At 44.5% G+C, this 17,316-nt stretch carries 14 protein-coding genes; 12 read left to right on the top strand and 2 right to left on the bottom strand.

The annotated features are described in order from the left end of the window. Positions 1–147 precede the first annotated feature (147 nt). The 5 genes from NKT06_RS14225 to NKT06_RS14245 all read left to right on the top strand — a co-directional run bounded on the left by NKT06_RS14225 (position 148) and on the right by NKT06_RS14245 (position 9,001). Positions 148–2,970, top strand: coding sequence for a glycoside hydrolase family 2 TIM barrel-domain containing protein (locus tag NKT06_RS14225; protein ID WP_253435376.1), 2,823 nt, complete (start codon positions 148–150; stop codon positions 2,968–2,970). A gap of 228 nt (positions 2,971–3,198) precedes the next feature. After that, positions 3,199–3,939: a LytR/AlgR family response regulator transcription factor gene (locus NKT06_RS14230; RefSeq protein WP_253435379.1), complete on the top strand. Its 741-nt coding sequence runs from the start codon at positions 3,199–3,201 to the stop codon at positions 3,937–3,939. Between the two features lies 1 nt (position 3,940). Beyond that, on the top strand, positions 3,941–5,242 hold the full coding sequence (locus NKT06_RS14235) for a sensor histidine kinase (protein WP_253435382.1): 1,302 nt from the start codon (positions 3,941–3,943) through the stop codon (positions 5,240–5,242). A 111-nt stretch (positions 5,243–5,353) separates the two neighbouring features. Beyond that, complete coding sequence (locus tag NKT06_RS14240; protein WP_253435385.1) at positions 5,354–7,405, top strand: serine hydrolase domain-containing protein; 2,052 nt, start codon at positions 5,354–5,356, stop codon at positions 7,403–7,405. Between the two features lie 192 nt (positions 7,406–7,597). Further along, complete coding sequence (locus tag NKT06_RS14245; protein WP_253435389.1) at positions 7,598–9,001, top strand: outer membrane protein assembly factor BamB family protein; 1,404 nt, start codon at positions 7,598–7,600, stop codon at positions 8,999–9,001. A gap of 72 nt (positions 9,002–9,073) precedes the next feature. Here NKT06_RS14245 and NKT06_RS14250 read toward each other — a convergent pair whose 3' ends face one another. Continuing rightward, positions 9,074–9,748 carry a class I SAM-dependent methyltransferase gene (locus NKT06_RS14250; protein ID WP_253435392.1) on the bottom strand — a complete coding sequence of 225 codons (675 nt, stop codon included), beginning with the start codon at positions 9,746–9,748 and terminating at the stop codon, positions 9,074–9,076. Positions 9,749–9,945: 197 nt separating this feature from the next. On the opposite strand from NKT06_RS14250, the gene NKT06_RS14255 reads away from it, so the two are divergent. The 3 genes from NKT06_RS14255 (at position 9,946) to NKT06_RS14265 (ending at position 12,927) form a co-directional block, all read left to right on the top strand. Then, positions 9,946–10,926: an SDR family NAD(P)-dependent oxidoreductase gene (locus NKT06_RS14255; RefSeq protein ID WP_253435395.1), complete on the top strand. Its 981-nt coding sequence runs from the start codon at positions 9,946–9,948 to the stop codon at positions 10,924–10,926. 267 nt (positions 10,927–11,193) lie between these two features. Beyond that, the gene (murB, locus tag NKT06_RS14260; protein WP_253435398.1) at positions 11,194–12,084 is read left to right on the top strand and encodes a UDP-N-acetylmuramate dehydrogenase; all 891 of its coding nucleotides are present in this window, start codon (positions 11,194–11,196) and stop codon (positions 12,082–12,084) included. A 147-nt stretch (positions 12,085–12,231) separates the two neighbouring features. Further along, entirely contained in the window at positions 12,232–12,927 is a 696-nt protein-coding gene (locus tag NKT06_RS14265; RefSeq protein ID WP_253435401.1) for a hypothetical protein, read from the top strand. A gap of 24 nt (positions 12,928–12,951) precedes the next feature. On the opposite strand, the gene NKT06_RS14270 is transcribed toward NKT06_RS14265, so the two are convergent. Continuing rightward, complete coding sequence (locus NKT06_RS14270; protein WP_253435404.1) at positions 12,952–13,731, bottom strand: DUF817 domain-containing protein; 780 nt, start codon at positions 13,729–13,731, stop codon at positions 12,952–12,954. A 255-nt stretch (positions 13,732–13,986) separates the two neighbouring features. Here NKT06_RS14270 and NKT06_RS14275 point away from each other — a divergent pair, with 255 nt between their 5' ends. From NKT06_RS14275 to NKT06_RS14290, 4 genes are all read left to right on the top strand, one after another. Beyond that, entirely contained in the window at positions 13,987–14,331 is a 345-nt protein-coding gene (locus tag NKT06_RS14275; RefSeq protein ID WP_253435407.1) for a YojF family protein, read from the top strand. Between the two features lie 23 nt (positions 14,332–14,354). Next, positions 14,355–15,029: a bacillithiol biosynthesis deacetylase BshB2 gene (gene bshB2 / locus NKT06_RS14280; protein ID WP_253435411.1), complete on the top strand. Its 675-nt coding sequence runs from the start codon at positions 14,355–14,357 to the stop codon at positions 15,027–15,029. A 317-nt stretch (positions 15,030–15,346) separates the two neighbouring features. After that, entirely contained in the window at positions 15,347–16,735 is a 1,389-nt protein-coding gene (locus tag NKT06_RS14285) for a right-handed parallel beta-helix repeat-containing protein (RefSeq protein ID WP_253435414.1), read from the top strand. Next, the gene (locus NKT06_RS14290; protein ID WP_253435416.1) at positions 16,732–17,313 is read left to right on the top strand and encodes a nitrous oxide reductase accessory protein NosL; all 582 of its coding nucleotides are present in this window, start codon (positions 16,732–16,734) and stop codon (positions 17,311–17,313) included. Before NKT06_RS14285 ends, NKT06_RS14290 begins: the two co-directional genes overlap by 4 nt. Positions 17,314–17,316 lie beyond the last annotated feature (3 nt).

The raw sequence follows: 17,316 nt of genomic DNA on the forward strand, positions 1-17,316 counted from the left end.
TTTTGAAAAGAGGTGCGTTATTTTATTCATAGGACCTATGCGAGGGGGGCTATCAAGTTTATAATACAGGTATGATTTACCGAAAACGGTTTCTGTTATTTGGAAGCGATTACTTGTATCCATTAGACGAACTTAAAAGGAGACAACATGATGATAGCTGCACTTAATCTGGAAGGTGTCTGGAAACTTCAACTCGATGAACATAAGGTAGAGCGAGGTCTGAATTTCTCAGACGTCATTACATTGCCCAATACCACATCTCACGCGGCCAAAGGCAAGAGAAACGAACATGTGTTAATCGGTGCGCTGACAGATGAGTACTTATTTGAAGGATATGCCTGGTTTTCACGTGAGATCGATATTCCCGAACATCTAGCGAATAAACGTTGCTTCTTGCATCTGGAACGAACAAGGGTTACCACGGTCTGGATCGATGGGGTTGAATGGGGTACGCAAAACAGTCTGAACACACCTCACCGTTATGAGATGGAGGCAGGGCTAACCGCCGGTACTCACACCATTACGATTCGAGTAGATAATACCGATTATCCAACCAAAGGTGGGCACCTTACATCCGAAGACACGCAGACGAATTGGAACGGGATCACGGGGAAAATGGAACTTCAGTTTTTTGAGCGTGTTTATCTGCATAATGTTCAAGTTTACCCGGTGTTGTCGAGTCGAGCTTTCGATATTAAAGCAGCATTTGTTGGTGATCTGCAGGGCGTGCGAATCGGGGTATCCGCTGTTGCTATTAGTGCAGATCCGGTTCATACGACGGAGGAGCAGATCTTCATCCCTGATTCGCCGGAGATCCAGCTGACGTACCAGATTGGTGAAGATGCCATGTTATGGAGTGATGATGAGCCTAATCTGTATCAACTTCACATTCAGCTGCAAGACGAGAACGGGGAAATACTGGACTCCACCGAAGTATGGACAGGATTACGGGAATTCCGGGCAGCTGGGGACAAATTCACGATTAATGGTCGCAAAACGTTTCTTCGGGGCAAACATGACGGGCTGATCTTTCCGCTCACAGGATATGCGCCAACAGATGTGGATGAATGGGTTCGCATTCTTGGCATCTCCAAGTCCTACGGTATTAATCACTACCGTTTCCATACCTGTTGTCCTCCAGAGGCTGCTTTTATTGCTGCGGATCTGTTAGGCATCTATATGGAGCCTGAGCTCCCGTTCTGGGGAACTATTACGGATGAAACAACAGAGGGGCATAATCAAGCAGAGCAGGATTACTTGATCAGCGAGGGGTTTGCGATGCTGCGAGCTTTTGGTAATCATCCTTCGTTTGTGATGATGTCCTTGGGAAATGAACTGTGGGGCAGTAAGGACAGACTGAATTCCATTTTGAAGGCATACAAAGCATACGATCATCGTCATCTATATACCGAAGGTTCGAATAACTTTCAGTTCGTGCCGGACATTCTGGAGGAGAGTGAATTCTTCTGCGGGGTGCGGTTCTCCAAAGAACGGTTGTTCAGGGGATCTTATGCGATGTGTGATGCTCCGCTTGGTCACGTGCAAACCGATATGCCAAATACGTTGAAAGATTACGATTCAAACATTCTACCTGAGCAAGGCAGCGACGCTGACCCTTCTGGTCAAACGGGGGACAAAGAGATTCAAATCCAGTATGGCACAGGTTCCAAAACCGTGCAGGCTGAAGCCGGAAGTGATCAACTCGTCTCACATGTACCGATCATCTCGCATGAAATTGGACAGTACGCCACGTTTCCCAATTTCGAGGAGATCAACAAGTATACGGGCTCCCTTAAAGCGAAGAACTTCGAAGTGTTCCGAGAACGCCTGGAAGCCAAAGGGTTGGGACATCTGGCAGAAGCCTACTTCAGAGCCTCTGGTAAGCTTGCGGTCGCATGTTACAAAGAGGAACTGGAAGCGGCTTTTCGTTCAAAGGAATTAGCCGGGTTCCAGCTGCTGGATCTCCAGGATTTCAGTGGTCAGGGAACAGCGCTGGTAGGTATACTGGACGCATTCATGGATTCCAAAGGCATGATTACACCTGAGGAGTGGAGAACGTTCTGTTCCGATGCGGTGCTGCTCGCGAGATTCCCCAAATATAATTATCGAGCTGGTGAATTGTTCGAAGTGCGCATTGAACTAAGTTACTTCCGGAGACAAGTGTTGGATGGACTTCAACTGAAATGGGAGTTACAAGGCGAGCAGCAACAAGATGGTATCCTTGTAGAAGGGAAAGCTGACTTACCAGCGTTCCATGGAGAACATTATGTGAGTATCACGGATCTTAGTATTCGTATCCCTGATGTCTCCAATATGACCAAAGTGGAGCTGAAATTATCCATTCCGGGCACGGATATCCGTAAGTCTTACGACTTGTGGATCTACCCGGATCAACTCGAAGTGGATCTGAGCGGTCTTAACCTCTTTACCGAGCTATCGGACCAAGCGTTGGCTCTGCTTGAGCAGGGCGAGGATATTTTACTTTTCCCGAACCCCAATCAGATGCAACACGCGATTCAAGGTTTCTATAGCACCGATTTCTGGTCTTACCCGATGTTCCGATCGATATCGGAGAATATGAAAAGAGAAGTACCTGTAGGCACAATGGGCTTGTTGATTCAACAGGACCATCCGGCCTTCGAACATTTTGTCACAGAGGAATACTCGACCTATCCGTGGTGGAGCATCGTTTCCGAATCATCATCGATCATCTTGGATGAGCTGAGTAAAGATCTGCAACCAATTGTGCAGACCATTGATAATTTTGAACGGAACCATAAGCTCGGACTATTGATGGAGTGTAGGGTGCGGAATGGGAGAGTACTGATGGGTGCTCTGAATCTGGAGAGTCTATTGACTACGCTGGAGGGAAGACAATTGTTATATAGCTTCCAGCGTTATGTACAAAGTCCGGCGTACCAGCCAGCTACCCGTTTGGAAGTCGAGGAACTGCGCCAGTTGTTTATCTAAGACTGGTGAAGAAGAGGCAGCAGATTTCTTATTCTTAAATATTTTTTTTGAAATATGCGCTTATAAGACCCTTCCATTCGTGGAGGGGTCTTTGACATTCTTTATTCTCTTACAGTTTAGGGTCAGAATATTGCATTTCATCCCAATTCGATTCCGAAACCTATGCTAAAATAGTATATTCGAGAGTGAAATTCAGAGTCGATGTTGATGAAAGGCGGATGTCCCTCCATGTTTAATATTGCAATCTGTGATGATGAGGAGCAGCAACGAGAACGTGTGAAATCAATGCTGATTTCCTTATCCTTAAAAACCAATTTTGATTTTCAAATTAGCTTATTCACCTCTGGCGAACAATTACTCTCACACTATAGAGAGGTTGGAGATACCTTTCATATTCTCATCATGGATGTGGAGATGGGCGAAATGAACGGGATTCAGACCGCCAAAGAGATCAGGAACATGAAATTTCTGGATGTACAGATTATATTCTTGACCAGTTATCCGGAATACATGGTGGAGAGCTTCGATGTCATCACCTTTCAATATCTGATCAAGCCAATACAGCCGCACGTTTTCGAGGAAAAGATGATCAAGCTGTGTCAATATTTTCAGGCATTGGACAAAAAGTATGTATTAATCAAGTCAGATTATGATGAACTGTTGCTGAAATATGATGATATTCTTTGGATTGAGGTGGTCAAAAGTGTAACGATCAAGAACAAATTGAATTTTGTGACACAGGAACATGTACATGAGACCCAAGGCATTCTATCAAGCTATGCTACCGGTTTGAAAGAACATGGTTTTTTGCAGATTCATCGCTCGATTATCATTAATCTGATGCATGTGCAGAAGTTTTCCGGTACTCAAGTCGTTATGTTAAATGGGACAGAGCTGCCCATAGGCCGATCCAAAGTCAAGGAAGTTAAAGACGCTTACACTAAATTTATGATTATGAGGATTCAATGATATGGATACCTATATGATTTTTTCCATCATCTTCGTGACCTTGCTCATGGCGTTTCAGGCGAATTTTTATTTTGATTCTGTGCTGGGCAAGTCCAAGCGGAAGCCAAAGAGAGCGATCTATTTCATGGCATTTATTGTCCTGGATTATTTTTATTTGGCAACTTCCTTCTCCGACATCGTTTCGACAGCGATTGCCCTGGTATTAATCTTCAGTCTGGCACAATCCTATGATGTGGAGCTTAAAATCAAGCTTGTTTTTACCATCCTGTACGGGGTCTTAATTACGATGGCGAATACGATAGCTGTATATATTCTCGGCGTTTTGGAATCGACTGGAGATTTCATCTCTTGGGAACAGTTCAATGGAGAAAACCACTGGATTCTCTCCAAGGTGATGCTGCTAGGTTGCAGTATCATGTTCATTGTTATTCAAGTTGTCCGTCTAGTCGCCAAACGTAGAAGTTTTGCTGTGCATTATCGTTATTATTTGCTGTTTCTCATCGTGCCGATCATTACGATCTATCAGATCAATGTGGCCTCCATCTATAGTGAAAAAAACATTTTCTACGTTTTTTCTGTACTAGGCTCTCTATTTCTCAATGTGTTCATTGTTTATGTATTCGATAATATGGTGGAAAAGGTACAGCTTACGCATGAAAATAGCCAGTTACAGCGTCAGATGGACTACCAGGATGCCAACTATGAGAAGACCGTTCACAGTTTCAAAAACATTAAATCCATCATTCATGATATCAATCAGCAATTTCTGTATATTGAAGAATGTATCAAACGTAACGAATTGGCGGCGGCAGGTGACCATATCAAGTCTACATTACATACCATTGAAGGTGCATATCAGCGGGTGAACTCCGGCAATCTGGTGATTGATGCTCTCGTTACGAATACCCTGGCTATGGGGCAGGCAAATGGAATCAAAATCGATACCAAAATCCAGCTTCACTCGCAACATATCCAGATTGATCGATATGATCTATGTGTGGTGCTCGGTAACATGCTCGATAACGCCATTGAGGCCTCCAAGAAAGTTAGACAGGCGGAGGATCGATATGTCCTCATTGCCATTCACTCCACATCATCCGCACTTGTCATCCAGATTATGAATCATGTAGAGCAACCGATCGTTGATTTGAAAAGTGAGAAGCCCAATCCGGAGTACCATGGGATCGGGCTAACCAATATATCGAGAATGTGCGAGAAATATGGTGGACATATGAGCATTGAGCATCAGCATCGGAAGTTTAACAACATGGTGGTGCTTCCATTTCACTCCGAGAATCCCTGAACCTACCGTTCGGGGATTGTTTTTTTCCATTCAGGGTCCGTTCGCGCTAGTTAAATCTTTTCTGAGATATGATGAATCCATTCATAAGAATATGTGAGGGAGGACATGAGGATGAAAAAATTAATTAGTCTTTTATGTACAGCGGTACTTGTAATTACACCGATGTCAGGTGTCAGCGCAGAGGCGAATACCACTACAACGATTGAGGAACGGGCGGAGCAGATCGCCACGGAGATGGTGCAAAACTACGGTGTCACCAGTGTCCAATATGCAATCATGGATGAAGGGGAATTCATTTTATCAGATAGTGTTGGATTGCACGACAAGGCATCACAGAAGCCAATAGACAAGGAAAGCATGTATGGCATAGGTTCGGTTAGCAAAATGGTTGTTACGGCAGCTGCCATGAAGCTGGTTGATTCCGGCAAAATTGATCTGGATGAGCCGCTTACTTCGTATATCAAGGACTTTAAAATGGCAGATGAGCGCTATACTCAAATTACACCGCGTATGTTGATGAACCATTCATCCGGTCTTTACGGCACACATTATGGAAACAGCATGTTGTTTGACGATAATGACACCCGTAATCATGACGAACTATTGCTCAAACTCCAGTCCGAAAAACTGAAATCCAAGCCGGGAGCTTATTCTGTCTACTGCAATGATGGCTTCCAGTTGCTGGAGCTTATGGTGGAACGGGTAAGTGGGTTAACCTACAGCGAATATATCGACCAGTATTTCAGCGAGCCGTTGAAATTGGATTCAACGAAGACGCCACTGGATGACTTTGATAGAAAGCAGTTATCCGAAACCTATTGGCCAACACTTGCAATGAAGATGCCGACCGAAAATGCAAACATTATCGGTACAGGCGGAGTGTACTCCACCGCAGAGGAGTTGAGTCAATTCGGAGAGGTTTTAATGGGGAACAGACCGGATATTCTTTCCGAATCTGCAGTGAAGGCCATGCAATCACATGAATATCGTAAGGGCATGTGGGTATCAGATGAGCAAAATACGATCAATTATGGCTTGGGGTGGGATTCGGTTGACCTTGCACCCTTTAGCGATTATGGGATTAAAGCGCTTGCCAAAGGCGGAGATACCATGTTGTACCATGCCGTGTTAATCACCATACCGGAACATGATATTTCAATGGCGGTCCTATCCTCTGGCGGATCTTCCGTCTACAATCAGATGTTTGCCAGCAAAGTGCTGCTGGAAGTTCTGGCGGATCAAGGTATCATTGACAAGGTTAAACCCGATCAGACCTTCTCGTCACCCAACAAAGTGAAGATGCCCAGGGAATTAAGCGCGTACTCCGGTCTCTATGGTACGGTAGGAGAGACGTTGGACATAAAGATCAAGGATGACGAGTTCAAATTGCCAGCATTGCTGGGTGGTATTATTCCAGAGCAGAACTATGTGTACACAGGCGATGAACATTTTACTAGTTCAGATGGCAGCGTGAAAGTCAGTTTTGTGAAGGAACGTAATGACAAGGTGTATGTTAAAGTTAATGGCGTTATAACGCTACCAGGCATAGGCCAAACCATAATGAACACATATGATTATCAAAAACTGGATCAACATGCGCTGGACGCAACAACAAAAGAGAAATGGACAGCTCGTGACGGTTCGAAATATTACGCACTGGATGAAAAAATAACATCGATCTTTTATCTGCTTCCATCGATGCTGATCAAAAATCTGTCTGTTGATGCTCAAAATGGTTTCGCCAATGGCACGGAAATCATGGATGCGAATAATGCACAGAATATCGCCCAGATTCCTGTGATGAACGGAAGAGACGCATTTGATCTGCAATTTTACACGAAGAATGGTGCCGAGATTTTGATCCAGGATGGGCAGGAATACATTGCAGAGGATGCAATTAATCCAATCTTTGGTGGTAAAAAAGGAATGACGACTATCCCGGCAAACGGTCAAGCAAGGTGGTATACGATCGACGCCCGATCGGCGAACAAATCCATTACGGTGGATTCTCCGAAGAGCGGAGGTTACGCAGTGTATGATGAACAAGGGGAAATGGTTGACTTCTCTGTAGCAACCAATCAGAAATCGACGAATCTCCCGAAAAGTGGTTTTATCGTTTTTGGTGGTGACGCCGGTGATGTATTCCAGATTGAATTAAAGTAAAGCAGGGATCTCGCTTACAAATTCACGTTCCCAACGTGTCTATAAATAATGTCGTATTCAGGAAGTCGCCTTATGGCGGCTTTTTTGATGTTTTAGAATAATTTAACAATCGGGTAACTTTTCGGCCTCACTGCTCGTTATATTTTATGAAGTTATATATAGGCTCATTTTTCACAGGAGGAATCACTTTCTATGATCAATCGACATAAACGTCACGCAATGAAGCAATGGAAAAGAAGAACAGGCAGACCCATCATTGCTGGCCTTACTGCCGGAATACTGATGGTTCACGGAGTCCTTGGCGTGCTGCCATCTCAGGCACATGCTGAAGCATCGGATGTATCCATTCGTAACTGGTATTCGTATCAGCGAATCACTGTACCTGAACTGAAACCTACTTGGACAGCAAATGTAGATAACTATCTGAATATGAATGAGACGTACATCGGAGCTAATGCTATTGCTGAAGAAGGCAAAGTATTCACGTTTGCTGGTTCAAAGCTGATTGCACTCGATGCGACAACAGGTAAACGGCTGTGGACTTACGGCAAAGATCTGACACCTTACATCACCTATCAAAACGGCATCCTTTACGGACTGACCAGTGATCATAAGCCTTATGCCTTGAATGCAAAAACAGGCAAAGCAAAATGGCAATCTGTCACATCCACCTGGATTGATACGTATCAACGTACAGAAGTCTTGATTCCAACGATGGATACCCTCTACGTGATTAAGGGGAGTACAACGTTTGCTTTGGATATCAAGTCAGGTAAACTGCGTTGGACGGCAGATGAACCGCTGGGTGAAGGCCATGGTACCGAATATCTTGAAGAGTCGAATGGTGTGGTACTGAGAACCTTTTTAGTCCAAGGAGCACTCACGTCCACTCAGCTTAATGCATATGACAAGAAAACGGGCAAGAAGCTATGGGGTCATTTTGGTCAGGGGAAGGCTCTGCAGATCAAAGACGGTCTTGTATACTCAGCGGACTACTATTCTCCGATGTTGGAATATGACGAGTCTTCACCTGAACGCAAATGGAAAGTTAATGCGTACAACTTGAAGACTGGTATGTTAAAAGGAAGTCAGGAGTACACTTGGAAAATTCCTGGTGATCCACCCTATGTGAAAGGGTATGGCGGAATTTTTGCGAGTAAAGATAAACTATACATTTTACAAGGGGATAAGATAGCGGAGTACTCGTTGACCTCAACCAAGTCGGAACCCAAGCCACTTCGAACTTTTCATAGCCCTCATGGAGAAAATATGGTGTGGGTTGGCATTACACAGGAACGGTTGATCTTCAAAAATGCCAATACAGGAGAGCTCACAGGCATTAAGCTGGCAAATGGTCAGGAGGTGCAGTGGCATGGTGATGCTCCCGTTTCTCAGATTGATGTATATGGTAAAGGCATGTATCGAGCGCAACGTAACGGCACCCTGCTTGCACTCAACATGATGACGGGGCAGCCTGCTTTTCGAGTCTCCACCGGTGGTGACCTGCACAACACGACGTTGAAGACAAACGGAATGATCATCATTCAAGCCGAAGGCAAACTTCTTGGGGTTAAGCTTCCAGCATCGCTGAAATAAGTGATTCAGAATGAAAATTAAGGGAGAAGACCGGATCATGGCATAGTATTCGCTTCTAATCCGGTCTCTTTCTTATTTTTGCGCGTAAAATACCGCAAAGTCCAAGGATTTGTACATGCAATCAACCACAGGAAACCCCGCTTCTTCCAACCACACAAACTGATCCTCCAGCGTGGCATTGATATCCACTTTGCGTCTTTCAATCGAAGCCGAGATGGCTTCCTCAGACAAACCACTTTGATGAATTGCTTCTAACCACCGCTCGCGGTAATAGGTGTCTGTATCGGGGGTTCTTCCCTGAACCTGATCTGCGTTAATGAAGCGACCACCTGGTTCTAACAGCTTATGTACAATTTCAAATACCTTTCTCTTGTCAGCGTGGGTCAGATGGTGAATAGACAGGGAGGAAATAATCATATCGTAGGAACTGGTAAAGTTATACTTTGAGTAATCCCCGACCAAGTACTCTACATGTGTAGCATCAGCAAACCTTCGACGTGCCCCTTCGAGCATCTGATCACTGATGTCGATTAAGGTTAATCGTGCGTTGGGATACTTTTGCAGGACTAATCCTGAGAGAAGCCCCGTTCCTGCACCCAGATCAAGAATACGTGGCGAATCGAGCGAACATTCCATTAGATTCAGAGCCATTCCATAGAAATCATCAAAACAAGGGATAAGCTGTTTTCGCTGCACATCATAATCTTGCGCTACCTTATCGAACAGTTGCTTTACTGAGAGTTCCATATGCTCATCACTCCTTGAGGTTTTCTCCATAGTTTACAAACTGGAAGGAAACAAGGGAAATACTGATTATGGATAAGTTCATAGGCTGGAACTATGGGTTCCGATTCTCTGCCATGGGGAATAACCCATTTGACTTAGACCACACTCTAAGGTGTAGACTTGGCAAAAGAAAAACTATTGCCAAGGAGTTGAACAATATGACACAAGAAAATAATTTCAAAACTTTACAACGTAAAATGGGCTCTGGCTTCAACCATAACAGTACAGCGCAGGATGTATTGAGAGATCTCGACTTGTCAGGACAGCTTGCTATTGTAACAGGCGGTTATTCAGGATTGGGGCTCGAGACGACACGTGCGCTTGTTAGTGCGGGGGCGCGGGTAGTGGTGACTGCGCGTCGTCCAGCGGTTGCCCAGGAAGCACTCTCTGGTCTGGAAGGTGTTGAGATAGATGCACTGGACCTCGCTGATTTATCCAGCGTTCGTGCTTTTGCCGAGCGGTTTCTGGAGAGTGATCGCAATATCGACATGCTGATTCTTAATGCGGGTATCATGGCTTGTCCGGAGACAAGGGTAGGTCCGGGCTGGGAAGCTCAATTTGCAACCAATCACCTAGGCCACTTTGCACTGACTAATCTGTTATGGCCAGCACTCTCAAGTCAGGGTGGCGCACGTGTTGTTTCCTTGGCATCAGCGGGACATCATTTCTCACCAATTCGTTGGGATGACATCCAGTTTGAACATGGTTATGAGAAATTCCCTGCTTATGGACAGTCCAAGACAGCAACCATTTTATTCAGCGTTGAGCTGGACAGACGTGGTGCTGAACAGGGAGTGCGTGCGTTCTCGGTTCATCCAGGTGGAATAATGACGCCGTTGCAGCGTCATATGCCGAAAGATGAGATGATTGCTCTGGGATGGATTGATGAATCTGGACAAGTCGCCAATCCGGCGTTCAAAACACCTGAGCAGGGGGCGGCAACGCAAGTCTGGGCAGCAACCTCTCCTCAGCTTGAGGGCAAAGGCGGTGTCTACTGCGAGGATTGTGACATCAGTGAAATGGCTCCCGAAGATGGAGGTTTCTACGGGGTGAAGGAATATGCGATTGATCCTGAGCAAGCTCTTCGTCTATGGAAACTGTCCGTGGAGCTGACGGATACGGATATCCCAACCACGTAAAACCTTGATTTACACAACAATTAAATTGAGATACACACTAAACGCTACTGAAGTTGTCAGTAGCGTTTTTTTATATTTTTGCTCATACGAATTAAGAAAGTAACATCCCTCATGGTTAGGTGAATATCATATATCAGAATAGAGGGAAGAAAGGATACATTATACGGCTCAGTGAACTGAAATAACTGTGATGGATTGTAATGTGAGTGCTTTTCCATTTAAAATAGAGGAATCATGTTCTTTTTGAGAACGCAGGGAGAGAAAATCATGAATATTTTTGAGCAACACATACCTTTGGAAAAAGTGAAATTTAATGAACCGCTAAAAAATCACACGTTTATTAAAATTGGTGGCAAAGCAGATATCCTCATCCATCCAACAACGATAGACGAAATCACTAAAATCGTAGAGATTGCCAACATACATCAATTGCCGCTGACGGTTATTGGCAAAGGCTCCAACGTCATCATTAAAGATGAAGGCATCCGTGGCGTAACCATTTCCCTTAGTCATTTCGATCAAATTAAAGTGAATGAGGACAGCATGATTGCGCAAAGCGGCGTTGACATCATTGATGTATCCAGACTTGCTTTGGAGCATAGCTTAACTGGTTTGGAGTTTGCCTGTGGTATTCCCGGAAGCACGGGGGGCGCACTTTATATGAATGCGGGTGCCTATGGCGGTCAGATCGCAGATGTTGTTGAACGAGCAACTGTGATCACCAAAGACGGTGCAGTGTTGGAGATCCCGCGAGAAGAGATGAAGTTTGGTTATCGAAATAGTCTCTTCAAGATGGATCACTATATCATACTGGAGGCCGAATTCGGACTCAAAAAAGGAAACAAGGAAGATATTGCAAGCAAAATGAAGGAGCTAACGTTCCTGAGAGAATCCAAGCAGCCGCTTGAGTTCCCCTCTTGTGGAAGTGTATTTAAACGACCTGAAGGACATTTTGCCGGTAAACTGATTCAGGATTGTAACTTGCAGGGCACTCGCATCGGAGGCGCAGAGATCTCCATGAAGCATGCAGGTTTTATCGTAAATGTGGATCACGCTACTGCCCAGGATTATATGGATCTGATCCAATTTATTCAGAAGAAAGTATATGATACGTTCCAGGTTGAATTGGAAACCGAAGTCATCTTTCTGGGAGAATAGCTTCGATGAATGACTTGAAAGGTCGCCGTTGGCGACCTTTTTTGATTGGACGAATTGGACTCAACCAAGAATCCATATGCTAATTATGGTAATATCAGAGTGATTGTATTTAATATTTCATCGTTATTATAAGGAGTGCACTTGGAGATGTCCAAACGTAACAGGAGAATCCTGCTAATCGCGGCAATGGTAATTTTACTGTCCCCCTTGTTAGTCCTGACATATATGTATATGAATGAACGTGCAGGCGGGCTAGCTGATCAACGGATATCCAAGCTTTGGGGATTGAGTGAACCTATACATATTCCTATAGCGAACAGTCCTGAGAGCGCAGTTCAGGAATTTAGAGGTGAGTTTTATACCTCCCAATTTATTCATCAGGAGGCCGTAGACGGAGGCATGATTTTGTTCACACAAAAAAAGGGGCGGGAAAACAACAGTAATCTTCAAATGGAGTATACCCGCAAGAACATTTTCGGATGGAAATGGGTATGGGGCGGGGGTTATTCCATAAGTGAGGGTCTAGACACCAAGTTTGCTTTGAATTATATGAATATACCGAAGTTGGATAAAGTCTCGGCCCCGTTTCCCATGTTGTTTGGTGACATAATAGACCCAATCATCAGACGTGTAACTGTTGAGATCAAGCAAAATGGAAAACCAGTAGCGATAGAAACCAAATTGGTTGAAGTGAGTCGGGACCAGCTGATCTGGTATGCCTTCCTGCCATCCGCAGCAGATATCCCTTATATAATTCAAGCTTATAATGTTGAGGGCGAACTTATAGCAAGCAAACGAATTGAAGATGCGAATGACAGCGGCTCATTGAATGTTGAAAGATGATTCATATAGATGTGATGATGGATATTACACAGGATCATCTGTTGTTCGATTGGCTTTCACATGTTTGAGCTGCGCAACGATGATGACGCTGATGATCACCAGCAGGAACCACGAACTGATCTTGCTAAAGCTAACCAGTTGCCAGGCATCATGCTGATCAGGATATTTCCAGCCATTGAAGAATGTAGCGATATTCTCCGCAGTCCAGATGAAGAAACCAACAATAACAAAAGCAATGGATAACGGCATTCGATAGGTTGTTGCTCGCACCCGGTAGATAATCCACGTTTTCCAGAAGACAATAAATACAAGCGCCGTCAGCCACCAGCGAAAATCGGGAATAAAATGATGGGTGAAAAAGTTGATATAAATGGCTGCTCCGAGCAGAATGGAAGGTAATAAACCAGGCCAGCCAGTCATATCCATTCGCAGTCTTCGCCACACCTGACACATAAAGCTGGCTACACTTGCATACATGAATCCACTATAAAGAGGGACACCAAAGATTTTGGTGTACGCTGGCTCAGGGTATGACCATGAGCCCATCCATACTTTATAGATCTCCAACACCAGGCCAATCATGTGAAATACACAGATGACCTTGATTTCATCCCGGGTTTCCAAGCCGCTTCGATACATCAGGTACTGCACAACAAGTAATACGAGCAGGATGGCATCATATCGATAAAGAAAAGGAATTGGGATTACGCTGGATAGGGCCAATGTTCCAAAGATCGCTACAGGAAATATGCAGCTCATCGCCTGATGATAGCCGAAATGAAGCAGCTGTATTATCGGTTTCATTTCAAATTTAACTCCTTTCCCAACACGTTGGAGCAAGATTTATTTAAGATTTAGGGTGTTCATTATAGGCGATTTTTTGCCTACACTTCATCATATAGATATTTCTGTGATTAAAAAGAGAAAAAAACGCACAAATCTGTTCTTGTTTTTCAACATTGTATCCCTCAACCGTGATGACTCGGTCCTTCCATGTATATTCTCTCGTGGTTATGTTAAAATGGAATTCGAACAATTACATTAAATAAGGAGGCCGCCATGCAACCGATCAAACCTCAAGATATTCAGCTCCGAATCAGTGAACTTGCTGATCAGGACTTATACGTACATCTCGAACTCACGTCTGGTGCATATGCACATCACTATGACAGTTCGAAGCATCCGGCTTCGGCATTCATTACCAATGCGGCCATACGATATACGCAGGGCTCTATTTCGGGTACGGGTCCATACCGGGTAGGTCTAAAAACCACTCAGGGATGGATATATGCCGAGGGTCTTACACATATTGACGAACTGGAAAACGAAAGACTTATTCTGGCTGGTCACGACACTCAAGGCAAGCTGGTTGTGGCGTTACAACTGAGTCGGGAGATGTTCTGATGAAAGTGGAGGATGGAAAAACCATGAATACTACACACAATGAGCATGAGCGAATCTTGGTGGTGTATCCACATCCGGATGATGAAGCTTTCTCTGTATCGGGTACGTTAGCCAAATACATAGATGGCGGTGCCCATGTAACCTACGCTTGTCTGACACTTGGCGAGATGGGGCGCAACATGGGCATTCCTCCCTTTGCCAACAGAGTCACATTGCCTGCGATTCGCAAGCAAGAACTAATTGAAGCTTCCGCAGCGATTGGAATTCAGGATTTAAGAATGCTTGGTTTCCACGATAAAATGATTGAGTTTGAAGACCCGCAGCTGCTCGACGATCGTATTATGGCACTGCTTGAGGAACTGAAACCGTCACTCGTCATCACTTTCTATCCGGGTTTCAGTGTTCATCCCGATCATGATGCTACCGGAGAAGCCGTCATTCGCACGATTACTCGTCTTCCTGTAGCTGAGCGCCCAGTGGTTCACTGTGTTGCGTTTTCGAATAATCATGAACAGTTCATTGGCAAAGCAGATGTATTCGTTGATGTGACTGGATACTTAAGTCAAAAGATGGCATCCATTCGTGCCCATCGTTCACAATTCCAGGCAGCAGAACTTGTCGGAAATCGTGAGCTGAATGATGAAGAAATCAAGAAACGCTTTGGTAAAGAAACATTTTGGACCTATCCATTTGAATAATCGGATCACTTAGAAGTCGCCATTATGGCGGCTTTTTTTGGTTACATCACAATATCGACACAAAAATGTGCTGTCTATAGCCTAATTGAGCTATATGGAAAAAAATTCGTTTTAAGTACACTGTGATCAGGATTGTGATAACGCTTCATTTATTACGTTGCTTCAATGGAAGAGGAACATGGAGAGTTGATTCTGAGTGGAATGGAGGGATGGTGTGTACAGCCCAAGTATGTTTGAGATTGACGTAAGATCTGTTAAACACAACGCCACAGCAATACACCTCAGCAACAAGGAGCCAGATTTGCGCGGGATGAATCATGAGTAATTTTTGGGAAAGGTTGCGTGTGTTCGGCTGTTGCAAGAAAAGCAGTGGTCTGGCTCTACCTTTTCTGATTGGCATGCTGATTACCCTATTGTATTTCCCGCAGGATAAGGCCATCGCCGCCTCTGTAGAACGTGATCTCATTCCCCTCCAGCCTATAATTGACCGTTCTGCATCCGGAGATGTCATTGTACTTGAATCAGGCCGATATTCAGGCCCCGTAACGATTGATAAGGACATTACCATTCAGGGTGACTCTACGGTCGTAGTTGTTAATGCGGAAGCCACATCTACAGTAATGATTCGTTCGCATGGGGTAAAGTTGAGCGGTTTTACAATTGAACATGATACGAATGAACAGACTGCAGCCATTCAGGTTGAAGGGAACAATAGTGAGATCACGGATCTGCATATTCAGACCCAGGGTTTTGGCATGATTATCCGGAATTCGAGTCAGGCAACGATTCAGCGGAACAAGATCACTTGGGTGGGGTCTGGTTCTGCAACCAGCAGCCAGAAAGGCAATGGAATAGATCTGTATAACGCCCATGATAGCTATATTGACTCCAATGAGATCACTGGCATGAGGGATGGCATCTATCTGGAGAACAGTCGCAAATCTACCGTTCGAAATAACAGGCTGGTACATACAAGGTATGGCATCCATTGCATGTACATTGACGGTTCTTCTGTCATGGATAATACCGGAGAGGAGAACATGACAGGTGCCATGATCATGGGCGTCAAGAATACGGTTATATCTGGTAATTCTTTTCGCAAACAGAGTACCAATGTTCATTCCCAAGGCATTCTGTTGTATGACGTACATCAATCTTCCGTTCTCAACAATGTGGTGGAGGGTAACCGTGTCGGCATGAATATTGCTGAATCTTCGGAGAATGAGATCCGTGGCAATGCGGTGCTTCGGAATTTTGTTGGCATCCAGCTGGTTCTGGCAGAAGCTAACGAGTTTACACGTAACCAATTGATATCCAATGTTATTGAAGCTTCGGCCTTGGATAGCTCGAATAATGTCATGATGGAGAATTACTGGGACTCCTTTCAGGGGCTCGATCTAAATCAGGACGGAATCAGTGAAATCTCCTATGCCATTAATCCTTTTTATGAGCAACTGGTCAGTCGAAATTCTGCGTATCAGCTCTTTTTTCAATCACCGGGCATGGTTTTTCTGAGTGACTTGTTTACAGAAGGCAGAGAACAGTGGACTACCGACAAGTCGCCACGAATGAGCATGGATAAGGGATCTGACCTGCACATGCCAGTGGAAATAGCTACAGGTAACCATGTGGTTTGGATCATTGGACTAGTTCTGTTGGGTATAGCAACTTTTATAATTATCAATATGGGGGTATTACGAAAATGAACAAAAGCTTGAACGGAAGATGGTCAATGCTTATGGTACTTATGTTTGGCATCGTATTGTTAACAGCTTGCGGAACAAAATACGCGGCATTGCCGATTAATGAAGATGTGGATATCTGTGCGATCTGTAAAATGCAGGTGAAGGACGATGCATATGCAACACAGCTCACTACGAAAGACGGCCAAAATTACAAGTTCGATGATATCGGCTGCATGAACCAGTGGAAAACAGAAAATGGCACAGATAACATCGGCATGGACTATGTGCGTGATTATAATGACAAGGAATGGATTGAATACAGCAAAGCCACGTATGTATATGATGCTTCATTGCGCACGCCTATGGCCTATGGGATTCTTAACTTTAAGGACAAGGCTTCGGCTGAAGCATTCGTTGCAGAGCAAGGTGTGGGGACCGTTATGACCGCTGAGGATCTTGCATCGCATGACTGGAAACAGAATACAGAGAATATGGACATGATGGGTGAACATGGGCACGAGGAACAGGAACATGGTGAACAAGAGGAAAGTGAAGGCACACACCAGGAAGGTGAGATGAAAGAAGAGTCAGGTCACTAGGTA

Origin of the sequence: Paenibacillus sp. 1781tsa1 (assembly GCF_024159265.1) — a bacterium.
Lineage (GTDB): Bacteria > Bacillota > Bacilli > Paenibacillales > Paenibacillaceae > Paenibacillus.